The organism is Enterobacter sp. 2VL (assembly GCF_005503595.1).
Lineage (GTDB): Bacteria > Pseudomonadota > Gammaproteobacteria > Enterobacterales > Enterobacteriaceae > Enterobacter > Enterobacter cancerogenus.
Window position 1 is genome coordinate 69,641 of the sequence record NZ_SCNE01000006.1, and the last position, 15,052, is coordinate 84,692.

Genomic DNA, 15,052 nt, shown 5'->3' on the forward strand with positions numbered 1-15,052 from the left:
CAACGGTGCCAGCATTAGGCTATGCTGAAGCCTGCCTTATGCACCACAAGGAACCGCCATGAAAATCTCCCGCCTCGGCGAAGCGCCGGACTACCGCTTCTCTCTGGCTAACGAGCGCACCTATTTAGCGTGGATCCGCACCGCGCTGGGCTTTCTGGCTGCGGGCGTCGGCCTCGACCAGTTGGCTCCCGATTTTGCTACCCCATTGATCCGCGAAGTGCTGGCGCTGCTGCTGTGTCTGTTTGCGGGCGTGCTGGCGATTTACGGTTATCTGCGCTGGCTGCGTAACGAAAAGGCGATGCGCCTGAAGCAGGATCTGCCCTATACGCGTGGGCTGCTGATCATCAGCGCGGTGTTGCTGGCAGTGGCCGGTGTGGTGATGGGGCTAGTGTTCTATGGCGGATAGCCGCAAAGCGCGTCGCGAAGCCGACCCCGGCCTTCAGCCCGAGCGTACGTCGCTGGCCTGGCTGCGCACGCTGCTGGGGTATGGTGCGCTGATCGCCCTGGCGATTAAGCACAACTGGCATCGCACCGGGGTGCCTTTCTGGATCTCCATCGTGGTACTGGCGCTGGTGGCGGTGATTTTATGGCGCTACACCCGCAGCCGAAACCTGATGGACGTGGCGCAGGACGACGTTGCGCAACCGAAGGCGGTGCGGGATAAGTTCCTGATCGCCCTGGCCGTGCTGTCACTGTCGCTGCTGTTTGCGGTAACCCACATTCAACAAATTTTGCACCTGTAGGCCGGGTAAGGCGTAGCCGCCACCCGGCATAATTACTCCCCTTTAGCCAGATACCTCGCCATCTCCTCTTCCGGCACCATACCGCCGCCGGTCGCCCACACCAGGTGGGTAACGCTGGCATCGGCTTTGAACCGTAGCGGCCCGGCCATACCCGCCAGCGCGGACGGCTCCAGGCGAATGTCCTCTTCCTGTGCCAGCCAGCCGAGCATGTCGTACATACTTTGATCCGAGAGGGTATAGAATCCGTCGAGCAGGCGCTCCATGGCGCGGCCCACAAAGCCGGACGCGCGACCCACCGCGAGACCATCCGCCGCCGTGACGTTGTCTATCCCCAAATCCTGCACGGCGATCCCATCGTGCAGGCCGGTGTAGACGCCCAGCAGCATGCACGGCGAGTGGGTCGGCTCGGCGAAGTAGCAGTGGACGTTATCGCCAAAGGCCAGCTTAAGGCCAAACGCCACGCCGCCAGGACCCCCACCGACGCCGCATGGCAGATAAACGTGCAGAGGATGTTGCGCATCCACCACGCGGCCCTGCGCGGCAAACTGCGCTTTCAGCCGCCCGCCGGCCACCGCGTAGCCGAGAAACAGCGTGCGGGAGTTTTCATCGTCGATAAAGAAACAGTTCGGGTCACGCTCCGCCGCCTTACGCCCTTGCTCCACCGCCACGCCGTAATCCTGCTCATATTCAACGACGATCGCACCGTGGCTGCGCAGCCTGGCTTTTTTCCATTCGCGGGCGTCGGCAGACATATGCACCGTCACCCTGAAGCCAAGACGCGCGCTCATGATGCCGATGGACATCCCCAGATTGCCGGTTGACCCCACGGCGATGCTGTACTGACTGAAGAAGTCTTTAAAGCGCGGCTCCAGCAGGATGCTGTAATCATCGTCAACGCTCAGTAGCCCGGCGTTCAGCGCCAGCGTTTCGGCATGGGCCAGCACTTCATAGATACCGCCGCGCGCCTTGATGGAGCCGGAAATGGGCAAATGGCTGTCTTTTTTCAGCAGCAGCGTGCCGGGGATCGCCGCGCCAGCCTCTTTCTCCAGCCGCGTTTGCATCGCCGGAATGGCGACCAGCTCCGATTCAATCAGCCCGTGGGTAGCCGCCGTTTCCGGAAACGCTTTCGCCAGGTAAGGCGCAAAACGTTGCAGGCGCGCGTGGGCGTCATTCACATCGTCTTCGGTTAGCCCAACATAGGGCAGCCCCTCGGCAAGCGTGGTGGTACGCGGGTTGAGCCAGGTCGTTTCTTTCAGGGCAATCAGATCCTCAATCAGAGGAAACTGTGCCTTTAAGGCAGGGAGGTTATTCATCGTCGTCTCTTTCCATTCGGCCATGTTCTTCATTGGACAAAAAAAGGGGCATACTGACAAATGATATAAATTGCGTTTCAGGTGAGCCAGATTGAACCAAACAGGAAAGGGAGGGGCGATGGAGGGAGATAAGCCGCAGCTAAACGGCTGGCAGCTGTCAAAAATGTACACCTTTGAAGTCGCGGCGCGACATGCATCCTTCGCGCTGGCGGCGGCGGAGCTGTCGCTTAGCCCCAGCGCGGTGAGCCACCGTATCAATTTGCTGGAAGAGGAGTTGGGGATCCGGCTGTTTGTCCGCTCTCACCGTAAGGTTGAGCTTACGCAGGAGGGGAAGCGTCTTTACGGGACGCTTAAATCGTCGCTCGATACCCTGAACCAGGAGATTCAGGATATCAAAAACCAGGCGCTGAGCGGCACGCTGACCGTCTACTCACGGCCATCCCTCGCTCAGTGCTGGCTGGTGCCCCTGCTCGGCGATTTTACGCGCCGCTATCCTGCGATTTCACTCACCCTTCTGACCGGCAACGACGACATCGATATGCAGCGAACCGGCGTCGATCTGGCGCTCTATTTCGACGATTCGCCGCCAAAACACCTTGCGCACACGTTCCTGATGGATGAAGACATTTTACCCGTTTGCTCGCTGGAGTATGCCCGCGAGCACGCGTTATTCGGCCAGCCCGAGAATCTCGCCCGCTGCACGCTCCTGCACGACCGTCAGGCCTGGAGTCAGGATTCCGGCACGGATGAATGGCAACTCTGGGCGCAGCGTTTTGCCGTGAACGCGCTGCCTTCATCGGGCATGGGCTTCGATCGTTCAGATTTAGCCATCACCGCTGCGTTAAACCATGCGGGGGTGGCGATGGGGCGAAAAAGGCTGGTTGAAAAACGCCTCGCGCGCGGAGAACTTGTTGCCCCTTTTGGTAATAAGACCTTGCCGTGCCAGCAGCACTACTACATTGCCACGCTGCCTGAACGGCATTGGCCGAAAATTGACGCGTTTATCGGCTGGCTAAAAGCGCAGGCAGGATGAAGAATTATTACGTTTTGAGGCTACACCAAATGTGAAAAAGCGTGCTAAATACAGGTTATTGCTTTCGATTTCTCGCAAGGTAAACCGTGTTAAAGCTTGTTATTGCCACTGCGCTTGTGATCGCTTCCGGCCTGGCCTGTGCCGCTGAGCCGCCGCTGACGGCTGCCCGCTATGCGCAAGAGCTTGGCGTGGGTATCGACGTGGACTGGGCGCGCACCGAGCGTGGCATCCGCGAGTTCGACCCGCTGGTCGTCCGCGATTTTCACGCGAAAGGGATCCGCCATGTGCGTATTCGCGTGGCGGATGAGCCGACGGAAGCTCGGCTGATCCACCTGCGTAAGCTGGTGGAAGCCTGCGAGCAATACGGCGTGATTCCGGTTATCGCCTATCAGGCTGATGAATATAAAAACGACCCGAAAGCCGATAACGAGAAAGAGGTGGTCAACTGGTGGATTGCCGTGGCGCACTATTTTGGCCAACGCTCGCCCATGCTGGGATTTGACCTCATTTACGAACCTGCCGATAAGCTCAACCACAATCTTGCGTCGTTGAACCGCGTGTATGAAAAAACCATCAAAGCGATCCACGACATCGACCCGCAGCGCATGATCTTCATTGCGCCGCGCCTGCGCGCTGCGCCGGAAGATTTATCCAGCCTGAAGCTGCCGCCCCGCAGTCAAAATTACCTGCTGGCGGAGTGGCACATCTTTCCGTGGGGACCGCTGAAAAATAACGGTAAATACCCGTGGACGTCAGGGACTGCGGCGGAGAAAGCGGCTATCCACAACCGCATCGCGACGGCGCTGCGCTGGCAGCAAAAAACCGGGCATATGAGCTGGGTGGGCGGCTGGGGAGTCGGGGAATCGAACCGCTTTACCCCCACGGCGTCGCAAATGGCTTTCGCGACCTTCATGGCCTGCGAGCTGCAAAAAGCAAAAATTCCGTATGCGGTTAACGCCGATTTTCAGTTCTACGACGGCGAGGAGGGGGCATGGCGACCCGCGCCTGAGCCGTTGCTGCAGGTGATGATCGCCCCGGTCTGTGACAAGCCCGGCGAGAAGCCGGGCCATCGTGCGGTTAAACCGGCTGCTCGTGATGCGGGACGCGCGACGCCAGCGGCAGCCAGCACAGCAAAATCAGCAGCCCCATCAGGGTCATCAGCAAGCCCAGACTAGACTGGCCGGTTTGCGGCATCATGGCTGAAAGCCAGGCCAGCGCGCCGGAACCGATGTTCTGCAAGCCGCCTACCAGTGCGCCTGCCGTTCCGGCAAGGAACGGAAACGGCTCCATCGCGCCGCTGGTGGCGAGCGGGAACAGCATTCCCGCACCGAAGAAGAACAGCGCCGCCGGGATCAGCAGCGTCCAGACCGTCATCACGCCAAACAGCCCCGGGATCCACATCATCAGGCCCGCCAGCAGGCAGCTGATCACCGATTGCCACATCAGCGTGGAGAAACGCTTGTTGGGCCGACCTGCGAACCACGCGCCGAAAAACGCCGCCGGGATTGGCAGAATAAACAGAATACTCACCACCATACTGCTGAGGCCAAGCCCTGCGCCCAGCAGCACGCCGGAACAGGCTTCGAACACCGCAATTCCCGCCAGGCCGCCGATCAGCATCAGCAGATAACAGGTAAACGCCCCGTTGCCGAATAGCGTTTTATAGCTGGTGAGAAGCTTCGTGCGCGGCGCATCCACCGGGCGCGTTTCCGGCATCCAGCGCGCCATGCTGAAGGTGACAATCACGCACAGCACCAGCAGGAAGGCGTAGCAGGCGCGCCAGGACCACAGGGTGTCCAGCAGGCCGCCAATCAGCGGTGCCATCAGCGGGCTGACCAGAATACCCATATTTAACAGGCTATTGGCGTGGCGCAGCTGGGTGCCCTGGTACATGTCACGCGGCAGGGTTCGCGCCATCACGCCCCCGACGCCGGTCCCCACGCCCTGCAGGGCGCTGGCGGCAATCAGCACCGTCAGGCTGGAAGTGCTAATGGCAATCACCGTCGCCACCATGAAAATGCTCATGCCCACCAGAATCACCGGGCGACGCCCGACGCGGTCAGACAGCGGTCCGTAGAAGAGCTGAGAGACGCCGTAGGTTAGCAGGTACGCCGCCATCACGCTCTGCACCGCGCCCTCGCGGACATTGAGTTCCTTTGCCATGTCGGCAATCGCCGGAATGTAGATGGTTTGCGCCATCTGACCGACGGCCACCAGTAACACCAGCATCAACAATAAGTTAACGTTCCTTTGTTTTTTCATGTCGCTGAATACTTTTGCCAAAAGAGAGAAATGAAGAATAAGTGACTACGCATTCCCATAAATGCGCGAGGAATCTACCACAGTCAGATGACAAATTAAGCATTGCTGTGATGAATGGATGGAAGCAAAAAGGCAGGATTTGTAAACAAGAACGGCAACTAATGTTGCCAGCGCTTTACGCCAGACGCAGCAGAATGGCGCCGCCTGCGATCCCCACCGCTGCGGCAATACGCACACCGGCAACCTTCTCTTTTAAAAGCAGAAACGCCAGCAGCGCGCCAAAGAGAATCGAGGTTTCACGCAGCGCGGCCACCACCGCCAGCGGGGCCTGCGTCATCGCCCACAGTGCCAGACCGTAAGAGCCCATCGTGCCGACACCGCCGAGCAGGCCTTTTTTCCAGTGCAGACTCACGTAGCGGGTCGCCTCCCGACGGCGCGCCACCATCGCCCAGCTAAGCAGGCAAAAACCGTTCATGAAGAACGTCCAGAGGGTATAGCCGAGCGCGGTGTCTGACAGCCGCACCCCGGTGCCGTCAACCAGCGTATATCCGGCGATAAAGCAGGCGTTGATCAGTGCCAGCCAGACGCCTTTACGCGACTGCATCCTGCCGTTCATCGCCATTGCCAGGATTGACAGGCAGATAACGCCGATCCCGCTCCACGCCAGCCACGAAAGGCTATCGCCGAGCACCAGCACGCTGACCAGCGCCACCAGCAGCGGCGCGGTGCCGCGCATCAGCGGGTAGGTCTGGCTCATATCAGACACCTGATAGGTTTTTGCCACCAGCACGGTGTACACCACCTGCAGCGCGCAGGAGACAACCAAAAACGGCCAGCTTGCGGCGGACGGCTGAGGAGAGAACGGCAGCAGGACCAGCGCGATAAGCGTTGCTGAGCCGCTCACGCTGATCGCGGAGTAGAGCTTGTCCGTTCCGGCTTTAACGATGGCGTTCCAGCTGGCATGCAGCAGCGCGGCGAACAGCAGAATGCAGAATACGGTGATGGTCATGGCGCGTCAGGCGGTGAATTGTCATCCAACTGTAACATTCACCGCACGATGCTACCAGCCAGCTACACGGCGCAAAAAAGCCGATGCGTGACCCGCGGTTCGTCCGCCACCAGCGTGAACCCAACCCGATGATAGAACCCGTAAGCCGCTTCCGGCGCATGGGTATTGAGAAAATCAAACCAGATGCTGGCATCGGCCATCACCACGGTTAACAGCTGTTTGCCGATGCCCAGCCCGCGGCACTTCTCGCTGACGTAAAGATGACGAATACGCCCGGCACGCGGCTGCTGGCTAAAAGGATCGCGGTTTAACCCGCACACGCCCACCAGCCTGCCGTTGAGGAAGGCTCCCAGCAGTTTTTCGCCCGGCGCATTAAAACGATTCTCACCGCGCTGCCAGTTCTCTTCCAGCCTGCGCAGCATGTTGAAGTGTAAGGCGATGCTCTCAGCTTTGAGCGCGATGTATCCCGGCTCTTCTGGCGTAACAGGCTCAATTAACAGACGCGACATAGCATTCCCTCGTTATTAAAGAGGGGCGGTTTCCCGCCCCTCTTAGGTGCGACTTGAACCTGAATCACCGAATGTATTTCAGGACAGCATCAAGCAGTTGCAGAACAGCAACAATGAGTTTGAGGATGAGTACAACCATATCCACGACGCTCATACGCGTCTCCTTTTGGTTAAAAGGAGCACGATGCTGGCGTACCTTTCCGCCGCCTGTTGCCAGCACCTGGATTGACGTAACACAGTGTGCTCACTTCAGGGGGTTAAGGCACTGACGGCACCACCCGTTTCAGCCAGGACGTCGTTGCGCCGGTAGAACTGCGGCCCCCTCGCTCACTGCGAACACACTCAGTATAGATAAATACTGTATGTATGAACAGTATTTTATGGACAAAAATCAGAAGGCGGTCCATACTCAAAAACGTCAAAATCCGTGCCATAAATTGCGCGTTCGTCTTCGATCGCGTATACTTTTGCCGTTGACGTAACACAGTGTGTTCTGCGGAAACCAACCGCAAAACCCTGATAAAAACCTCGCTTAGGCGGGGTTTTTTGTTTTCACCACGCACCAAACGAAACGTGATCCCTGACGCATTTTTGTGCGGTTGAATATTTTTCCATTGTCACGCCCTACAACCTGTGGTTGTATAAATTCTATCAATGATTCCAAACACAGGTTCCTAATGACTCCATCCCTGTTCACCGCGACCCTACTAAAAACTGCGCAACCCGCCGCAGTGGTCGTCGTGCGTGTGGTGGTCGTCGTCGGCAATGCGCCGTAGGGACTGGATCAACACACGAATCCAAAACCCCGCCGGCGCAAACCGGGCGGGGTTTTTCGTTTAAACACCCCCCGGAAAGTCGGCTCATAAAAGGACTGGAGCATGGCAAGTTCGGGCACAACATCATCCACAACGCGTTTTACCGGTGCGCAGTTAATCGTGCATTTACTGGAACGACAGGGCATCACCATCGTAGCGGGTATCCCGGGCGGCACGGTGCTGCCGCTGTACGACGCGTTAAGCCAAAGCACAAAAATTCGTCACGTTCTGGCTCGCCACGAGCAGGGCGCGGGCTTTATCGCGCAGGGCATGGCGCGTACCCAGGGCAAACCGGCGGTCTGTATGGCCTGTAGCGGCCCAGGCGCAACTAACCTGGTGACCGCCATCGCCGACGCGCGTCTCGATTCCATTCCGCTGATTTGCATCACCGGACAGGTACCGTCCTCGATGATCGGCACCGATGCGTTCCAGGAAGTGGACACCTACGGCATCTCTATCCCCATCACCAAGCATAACTATCTGGTGCGCGATATCAGCGAGCTGCCACAGGTTATTAGCGATGCGTTCCGCATTGCGCAGTCTGGCCGTCCTGGCCCGGTGTGGATAGACATTCCTAAGGATGTTCAGACCGCAGAGATCGACATTGACGTGCTGCCGGAGCCGGGCGACCGTGCCCCTGCGCCAGAATTCAGCGCAGAGAGCGTGCGCGATGCGGCGGCGATGATTAACGCCGCGAAACGTCCGGTGCTCTATCTGGGCGGCGGGGCGATCAACGCCTCTGACGAGGTGCGCCAGTTCGCCGAGAAAGCCAACCTGCCCACCACCATGACGCTGATGGCGCTGGGTATGCTGCCAAAAGCACACCCGCTCTCCCTGGGCATGCTGGGGATGCACGGCGCGCGCAGCACCAATTTCATCCTGCAAGAAGCGGATCTGCTGATCGTCATGGGCGCGCGTTTTGATGACCGGGCGATTGGCAAAACCGAACAGTTCTGCCCGAACGCCAAAATCATTCACGTGGATATCGACCGCGCCGAGCTGGGTAAAATCAAGCAGCCGCACGTCGCGATCCAGGGCGATGTCGCCGAGGTACTGGCGCAGCTGATCCCACAAACCGAGGCAACCGGCCGTGACGACTGGCGTCAGCTGGTGGCTGATCTGCAAAAAGAGTTTCCGGGGGCGATCCCCGCTGAAGGCGACCCGCTGAGCCACTACGGCCTGATCAACGCCGTGGCCGCCTGCGTGGACGACAGCGCAATTATCACTACCGATGTGGGCCAGCACCAGATGTGGACCGCGCAGGCTTACCCGCTGAACCGTCCGCGTCAGTGGCTGACCTCCGGCGGGCTGGGCACCATGGGCTTTGGCCTGCCCGCCGCCGTGGGCGCGGCGCTGGCTAACCCGGATCGTAAAGTCATCTGCTTCTCCGGCGACGGCAGCCTGATGATGAACATTCAGGAAATGGCGACCGCAGCCGAAAATCAGTTAGACGTAAAAATCATTCTGATGAACAACGAGGCGCTGGGACTGGTGCACCAGCAGCAGAGCCTGTTCTACAAGCAGGGGGTCTTTGCCGCGACCTATCCGGGAATGATTAACTTTATGCAGATTGCCGCCGGGTTTGGCCTGCACACCTGCGATCTGAACGCGGAGGAGGATGCCCACGCGGCGCTGCAGGCGGCGATCTCTCGTCCCGGCCCGGCGCTGATCCACGTGCGCATCGACGCGCAACAAAAAGTCTATCCGATGGTGCCGCCGGGTGCGGCAAATACTGAGATGGTGGGGGAATAAGCCATGCAGAAACAACACGATAACGTCATCCTGGAACTCACCGTCCGCAACCATCCCGGCGTCATGACCCACGTCTGCGGGCTGTTCGCCCGCCGCGCGTTTAACGTCGAAGGCATTCTCTGCCTGCCGATTCAGGGCAGCGAGCACAGCCGCATCTGGCTGCTGGTCAATGACGATCAGCGTCTGGAGCAGATGATGGCCCAGATCGACAAGCTGGAAGACGTCGCCAAAGTGGTGCGCAACCAGTCCGATCCCACCATGTTTAACAAAATTGCGGTGTTTTTCGAGTAAATCGCTTAAGGTAAGCGCCTTTGTTGGCCAACGAACTTTGCCCTTTGTAGGCCGGATAAGCGCAGCGCCATCCGGCGCTTTCAGACCGCAGGAACGCACATGATTACCATCGCCCTTATCGACGACCACCTTATCGTCCGCTCCGGATTTGCCCAGCTTTTAAGCCTCGAACCTGATTTTCAGGTAGTGGCCGAGTTCGGTTCCGGCCGCGAGGCGCTGGCGGGTCTGCCGGGGCGCGGCGTGCAGGTCTGTATCTGCGATATCTCCATGCCGGACCTTTCCGGGCTGGAGCTGTTGAGCCAACTGCCGAAAGGCATGGCGACGATCATGCTGTCGGTTCACGACAGCCCGGCGCTGGTGGAACAGGCGTTAAACGCCGGCGCGCGCGGGTTTCTCTCCAAGCGCTGTAGCCCGGACGAGCTGATCGCCGCCGTGCGCACCGTCGCGACAGGCGGCTGCTATCTGACGCCGGATATCGCCATCAAGCTGGCGGCAGGCCGTCAGGATCCGCTGACCCGACGCGAACGACAGGTGGCGGAAAAGCTCGCGCAGGGGATGGCGGTGAAAGAGATTGCCGCCGAACTGGGGCTGTCGCCCAAAACCGTTCACGTTCATCGCGCTAACCTGATGGAAAAACTCGGCGTCAGTAACGACGTCGAGCTGGCGCGCCGTATGTTCGACAGCTGGCAATGAACTCTGTGTTTTCGCGGCTGATCGCCGTCGTTGCCAGTTTTTTTATCTTCTCCGCCGCATGGTTTTGCCTGTGGAGCATCAGCCTGCATCTGGTTGAACGCCCTGAACTGGCGGTGCTGCTGTTCCCGTTCGGCCTGCGTCTTGGGCTGATGCTGCAATGCCCGCGCGGCTACTGGCCTGTGCTGCTGGGCGCAGAGTGGCTGATGCTGGTCTGGCTGGCGCAGCAGGTGCCGCTGGCGCATCTGCCATTATTGATGACCGGAAGCGTGCTGACCCTGATCCCGGTGGCGCTGATCTCCCGCTACCGGCACCAGCGGGACTGGCGCACGCTGCTGCGCCAGGGGGCGGCGCTGATTGCCGCCGCGCTGCTGCAATCCCTGCCGTGGATCGGCGAAAAGGAGATGCTGAACGCGCTGCTCCTCACCCTCACCGGCGGGCTGACGCTCGCGCCGACCTGTCTCGTCATCTGGCATTATCTCACCAGCACCGTCTGGCAGCCACTCGGCCCGGCGCTGGTCTCCCAGCCGGTAAACTGGCGCGCCCGGCATCTCATCTGGTATCTGCTGCTGTTTGTGGTGAGCCTGTGGCTGCAGCTGGGTTTACCGGCCGAGCTTTCACGCTTTACGCCGTTTTGTCTGGCGCTGCCGATTATCGCCCTGGCCTGGCACTATGGCTGGCAGGGGGCGCTGATCGCAACGTTGATGAATGCCATCGCGCTGATCGCCAGCCAGACCTGGCACGATCACCCTGTAGATTTGCTGCTCTCGCTGCTGGCCCAGAGCCTGACCGGGCTGCTGCTTGGGGCGGGCATTCAGCGCCTGCGCGAGCTGAACCAGTCCCTGCAAACCGAGCTGGCGCGCAACCGCCGCCTGGCCGAACGCCTGCTGGAGACCGAAGAGAGCGTGCGCCAGGAAGTGGCGCGCGAGCTGCACGACGACATCGGCCAGACCATCACCGCCATCCGCACCCAGGCGGGCATCGTTCAGCGTCTGGCGGCGGAAAATAGCGGCGTGAAGCAGGGCGGGGCACACATCGAACAGCTGTCGCTGGGGGTGTACGATTCGGTGCGCCGCCTGCTCGGCAGGCTGCGCCCGCGCCAGCTGGATGATCTCTCGCTTGAGCAGGCGGTGCGTTCCCTGATGCGCGAGATGGAGCTGGAAAGCCGCGGTATTGTCAGCCATCTCGACTGGCGCATTGATGAGCCAACGCTGAGCGAAGGCCAGCGGGTCACGCTGTTCCGCGTCTGCCAGGAGGGGCTGAACAATATTGTCAAACACGCCAACGCCAGCGCGGTGACGCTGCAGGGCTGGCAGCAGGACGATCGCCTGATGCTGGTGATTGAGGACGACGGCTGCGGCCTGCCGCCAGGCTCTGGCCAGCAGGGCTTTGGCCTGGCGGGGATGCGCGAGCGCGTCAAGGCGCTGGGCGGCACGCTGGCTATCTCCTGTACCCACGGAACGCGCGTCAGCGTCAGTTTACCGCTACGGAGCCACCATGTTTAAAACGCCTGCCAATGCCGCGCCGCTAGGCGACAAAGCGGAGATCGACGCCCGCTATCGCTACTGGCGTCGCCATATTCTGATGACCATCTGGCTCGGTTACGCCCTGTTCTACTTCACGCGCAAAAGTTTTAACGCCGCCGCGCCGGAAATCCTCGCCACCGGCGTGATGACGCGCACCGATATCGGCCTGCTGGCGACGCTGTTTTACATCACCTACGGCCTGTCGAAGTTCTTCTCCGGCATCGTCAGCGACCGCTCCAACGCCCGCTATTTTATGGGCGTTGGGCTGATGGCAACCGGTGTGGTGAACATTTTATTTGGCTTTTCCACCTCCCTGTGGGCGTTTGCGTTGCTGTGGGCGCTGAACGCCTTTTTCCAGGGCTGGGGCGCGCCGGTGTGCGCCCGCCTGCTCACCGCCTGGTATTCGCGCAACGAGCGCGGCGGCTGGTGGGCCATATGGAACACGGCGCATAACGTCGGCGGGGCGCTGATCCCCATCGTGGTGGGCGCGGCGGCGCTGCACTATGGCTGGCGCGCGGGGATGATGATTGCGGGCGGGCTTGCCATTCTCGCCGGATTGTTCCTCTGCTGGCGTTTGCGCGATAAGCCGCAGACCGTTGGGCTTCCCCCCGTTGGCGACTGGCGACACGACGAGATGGAGATCGCCCAGCAGCAGGAGGGCGCGGGGCTGACCCGCAAAGAGATCCTCACCAAATACGTGCTGAAAAACCCCTATATCTGGCTTTTGTCGCTGTGCTACGTGCTGGTCTACGTGGTGCGCGCGGCCATCAACGACTGGGGCAACCTGTACATGTCCGAGACGCTCGGCGTGGATCTGGTGACGGCCAACTCGGCGGTCACCATGTTTGAACTTGGCGGATTTATCGGCGCGCTGGTGGCGGGCTGGGGATCGGACAAACTGTTCAACGGCAACCGTGGGCCGATGAACCTGATTTTCGCTGCCGGTATTTTGCTCTCCGTCGGGTCGCTGTGGCTGATGCCTTTTGCCAGCTACGTGATGCAGGCGGCGTGCTTTTTCACCACCGGCTTCTTCGTGTTTGGCCCACAGATGCTGATCGGCATGGCGGCGGCGGAGTGCTCGCACAAAGAGGCGGCAGGCGCGGCGACGGGCTTCGTCGGGCTGTTTGCCTACCTCGGCGCGTCGCTCTCCGGCTGGCCGCTGGCGCGGGTGATCGACGCCTGGCACTGGAGCGGATTCTTCGCGGTGATCGCCATCGCGGCGGGGATCTCTGCCCTGCTGCTGCTGCCGTTTTTGCACGCTCAGGCGCCGCGCGAAGCGTGACGAGCCTCACCTTTTGGTGCCGAGTGGCGCAAAACTAAGAAATTTTCCCGGTTTTACCTGGACGCTGTCTCAGGCGTCGCGCCCGGCTGATTTTTACAATGCCTGCCATTCGCAGGTATAAAAATCAGCTCAGGAGCAAACCATGCTGGCCTTCCTCAACCAGGTGCGCAAGCCGACCCTGGATCTGCCGCTCGACGTGCGGCGCAAGATGTGGTTCAAACCGTTCATGCAGTCTTATCTGGTGGTCTTTATCGGCTACCTGACCATGTACCTGATCCGCAAAAACTTTAACATCGCGCAGAACGACATGATCTCAACCTACGGGCTGAGCATGACGCAGCTGGGGATGATTGGCCTGGGCTTCTCCATCACTTATGGCGTGGGGAAAACGCTGGTGTCGTACTACGCCGACGGCAAAAACACCAAGCAGTTCCTGCCGTTTATGCTGATCCTCTCCGCCATCTGTATGCTTGGCTTCAGCGCCAGCATGGGTTCAGGCTCCGTCAGCCTGTTCCTGATGATCGCTTTCTACGCCCTGAGCGGCTTCTTCCAGAGCACCGGCGGGTCGTGCAGCTACTCGACCATCACCAAATGGACCCCGCGCCGCAAGCGTGGCTCGTACCTCGGCATGTGGAACATCTCCCACAACCTCGGCGGAGCGGGCGCGGCAGGCGTGGCGCTGTTCGGTGCCAACTATCTGTTCGACGGCCACGTCATCGGCATGTTTATCTTCCCGTCGATTATCGCCCTGATCGTCGGCTTTATCGGCCTGCGCTTCGGCAGCGACTCCCCGGAATCCTACGGCCTCGGCAAAGCCGAAGAGCTGTTCGGTGAGGAGATCAGCGAGGAGGATAAAGAGACCGAAGAAAATGAGATGACCAAATGGCAGATCTTTGTTGAGTACGTGCTGAAAAACAAGGTGATCTGGCTGCTCTGCTTCTCGAACATCTTCCTGTACGTGGTGCGCATCGGTATCGACCAGTGGTCAACCGTGTACGCCTTCCAGGAGCTGAAACTCTCGAAAGAAGTGGCGATTCAGGGCTTTACCCTCTTTGAAGTGGGTGCGCTGGTTGGCACGCTGCTGTGGGGCTGGCTCTCTGACCTCGCCAATGGGCGTCGCGCGCTGGTGGCCTGCGTTGCGCTGGCGCTGATTATCGCCACGCTTGGCGTATACCAGCACGCCAGCAACCAGTACGTGTACCTCGCCTCCCTGTTCGCGCTCGGCTTCCTGGTGTTTGGTCCGCAGTTGCTGATTGGCGTGGCGGCGGTCGGTTTTGTGCCGAAAAAAGCGATCGGCGCAGCCGATGGAATTAAGGGCACTTTCGCCTACCTGATCGGCGACAGCTTCGCCAAGCTCGGTCTGGGAATGATCGCCGACGGCACGCCGGTCTTTGGCCTCACCGGCTGGGCAGGCACCTTCGCCGCGCTGGACGCCGCCGCCATCGGCTGTATCGTCCTGATGGCGATGGTCGCAGTGCTGGAAGAACGTAAGATCCGCCGTGAGAATCGTGCGCAGAAACAAAAATTGAAAGCAGCCTGAGTGTGCAGGTGACTTCTTTGCCCGGCTGACCACCGGGCTTTTTTTCCTTCCCGCTCCCCCTCAGAAAAAAGATTACGGCTCATTTTTTCACTCCACCCGCAGCCGGTCGCACGGTGTTTTCTGGAACGTTCATCATCTAACTTCTTAATATGGTTAAAAAATGCCTGGTCAATATCTCAAAAAGAGATCGGCCAGGCGTAAACATGACCTGGCTTGAACTTTTATAGCCGCACCGGGCATACGCTGGGGGGAGATAGGCGCACTAAAAAGAAGAACATGAATGAAGT

At 59.8% G+C, this 15,052-nt stretch carries 16 protein-coding genes; 11 read left to right on the forward strand and 5 right to left on the reverse strand.

The window, feature by feature from the left end:
* The first annotated feature begins 58 nt into the window (after positions 1 to 58).
* Complete coding sequence (locus tag FFS28_RS15150; protein WP_006177608.1) at positions 59 to 406, forward strand: YidH family protein; 348 nt, start codon at positions 59 to 61, stop codon at positions 404 to 406.
* Positions 396 to 743 (forward strand): DUF202 domain-containing protein, encoded by a 348-nt coding sequence (locus FFS28_RS15155; protein WP_006177610.1) that lies wholly within the window; start codon positions 396 to 398, stop codon positions 741 to 743. Before FFS28_RS15150 ends, FFS28_RS15155 begins: the two co-directional genes overlap by 11 nt.
* Before the next feature lie 32 nt (positions 744 to 775).
* On the opposite strand, the gene dsdA is transcribed toward FFS28_RS15155, so the two are convergent.
* Positions 776 to 2,056, reverse strand: a complete 1,281-nt coding sequence (gene dsdA / locus FFS28_RS15160) for a D-serine ammonia-lyase (RefSeq protein WP_137849954.1) — start codon at positions 2,054 to 2,056, stop codon at positions 776 to 778.
* 118 nt (positions 2,057 to 2,174) lie between these two features.
* Here dsdA and dsdC point away from each other — a divergent pair, with 118 nt between their 5' ends.
* On the forward strand, positions 2,175 to 3,089 hold the full coding sequence (gene dsdC / locus FFS28_RS15165; RefSeq protein WP_137849955.1) for a DNA-binding transcriptional regulator DsdC: 915 nt from the start codon (positions 2,175 to 2,177) through the stop codon (positions 3,087 to 3,089).
* An 86-nt stretch (positions 3,090 to 3,175) separates the two neighbouring features.
* Entirely contained in the window at positions 3,176 to 4,264 is a 1,089-nt protein-coding gene (locus FFS28_RS15170; protein WP_137849956.1) for a cellulase family glycosylhydrolase, read from the forward strand.
* Here the strand turns inward: FFS28_RS15170 and emrD are convergent.
* The 4 genes from emrD to tisB form a co-directional block, all read right to left on the reverse strand.
* The gene (emrD, locus tag FFS28_RS15175) at positions 4,167 to 5,351 is read right to left on the reverse strand and encodes a multidrug efflux MFS transporter EmrD (protein WP_006177615.1); all 1,185 of its coding nucleotides are present in this window, start codon (positions 5,349 to 5,351) and stop codon (positions 4,167 to 4,169) included. The two genes, FFS28_RS15170 and emrD, sit on opposite strands and share 98 nt — an antisense overlap.
* Before the next feature lie 175 nt (positions 5,352 to 5,526).
* On the reverse strand, positions 5,527 to 6,360 hold the full coding sequence (locus FFS28_RS15180) for an EamA family transporter (RefSeq protein WP_137849957.1): 834 nt from the start codon (positions 6,358 to 6,360) through the stop codon (positions 5,527 to 5,529).
* Between the two features lie 62 nt (positions 6,361 to 6,422).
* Positions 6,423 to 6,869 carry a GNAT family N-acetyltransferase gene (locus FFS28_RS15185; RefSeq protein WP_006177617.1) on the reverse strand — a complete coding sequence of 149 codons (447 nt, stop codon included), beginning with the start codon at positions 6,867 to 6,869 and terminating at the stop codon, positions 6,423 to 6,425.
* Positions 6,870 to 6,933: 64 nt separating this feature from the next.
* A complete protein-coding gene (tisB, locus tag FFS28_RS21875; RefSeq protein ID WP_072208832.1) occupies positions 6,934 to 7,023 on the reverse strand; it encodes a type I toxin-antitoxin system toxin TisB in 90 nt (29 codons plus the stop codon).
* A 523-nt stretch (positions 7,024 to 7,546) separates the two neighbouring features.
* Between tisB and ivbL the strand changes: the two genes are divergently transcribed.
* The 7 genes from ivbL to uhpT all read left to right on the forward strand — a co-directional run bounded on the left by ivbL (position 7,547) and on the right by uhpT (position 14,765).
* Positions 7,547 to 7,645, forward strand: coding sequence for an ilvB operon leader peptide IvbL (gene ivbL, locus FFS28_RS15195; protein ID WP_088208941.1), 99 nt, complete (start codon positions 7,547 to 7,549; stop codon positions 7,643 to 7,645).
* 102 nt (positions 7,646 to 7,747) lie between these two features.
* Complete coding sequence (gene ilvB / locus FFS28_RS15200) at positions 7,748 to 9,436, forward strand: acetolactate synthase large subunit (protein WP_006177619.1); 1,689 nt, start codon at positions 7,748 to 7,750, stop codon at positions 9,434 to 9,436.
* 3 nt (positions 9,437 to 9,439) lie between these two features.
* Complete coding sequence (gene ilvN, locus FFS28_RS15205; protein WP_006177620.1) at positions 9,440 to 9,727, forward strand: acetolactate synthase small subunit; 288 nt, start codon at positions 9,440 to 9,442, stop codon at positions 9,725 to 9,727.
* A 99-nt stretch (positions 9,728 to 9,826) separates the two neighbouring features.
* Positions 9,827 to 10,420 carry a response regulator transcription factor UhpA gene (uhpA, locus tag FFS28_RS15210; RefSeq protein ID WP_006177621.1) on the forward strand — a complete coding sequence of 198 codons (594 nt, stop codon included), beginning with the start codon at positions 9,827 to 9,829 and terminating at the stop codon, positions 10,418 to 10,420.
* Positions 10,417 to 11,922: a signal transduction histidine-protein kinase/phosphatase UhpB gene (uhpB, locus tag FFS28_RS15215; RefSeq protein ID WP_137849958.1), complete on the forward strand. Its 1,506-nt coding sequence runs from the start codon at positions 10,417 to 10,419 to the stop codon at positions 11,920 to 11,922. Before uhpA ends, uhpB begins: the two co-directional genes overlap by 4 nt.
* Positions 11,915 to 13,225 (forward strand): MFS transporter, encoded by a 1,311-nt coding sequence (locus FFS28_RS15220; RefSeq protein ID WP_006177623.1) that lies wholly within the window; start codon positions 11,915 to 11,917, stop codon positions 13,223 to 13,225. The genes uhpB and FFS28_RS15220 overlap by 8 nt, the downstream gene beginning before the upstream one ends.
* 142 nt (positions 13,226 to 13,367) lie before the next feature.
* The gene (gene uhpT / locus FFS28_RS15225) at positions 13,368 to 14,765 is read left to right on the forward strand and encodes a hexose-6-phosphate:phosphate antiporter UhpT (RefSeq protein WP_006177624.1); all 1,398 of its coding nucleotides are present in this window, start codon (positions 13,368 to 13,370) and stop codon (positions 14,763 to 14,765) included.
* Positions 14,766 to 15,052: the final 287 nt, after the last annotated feature.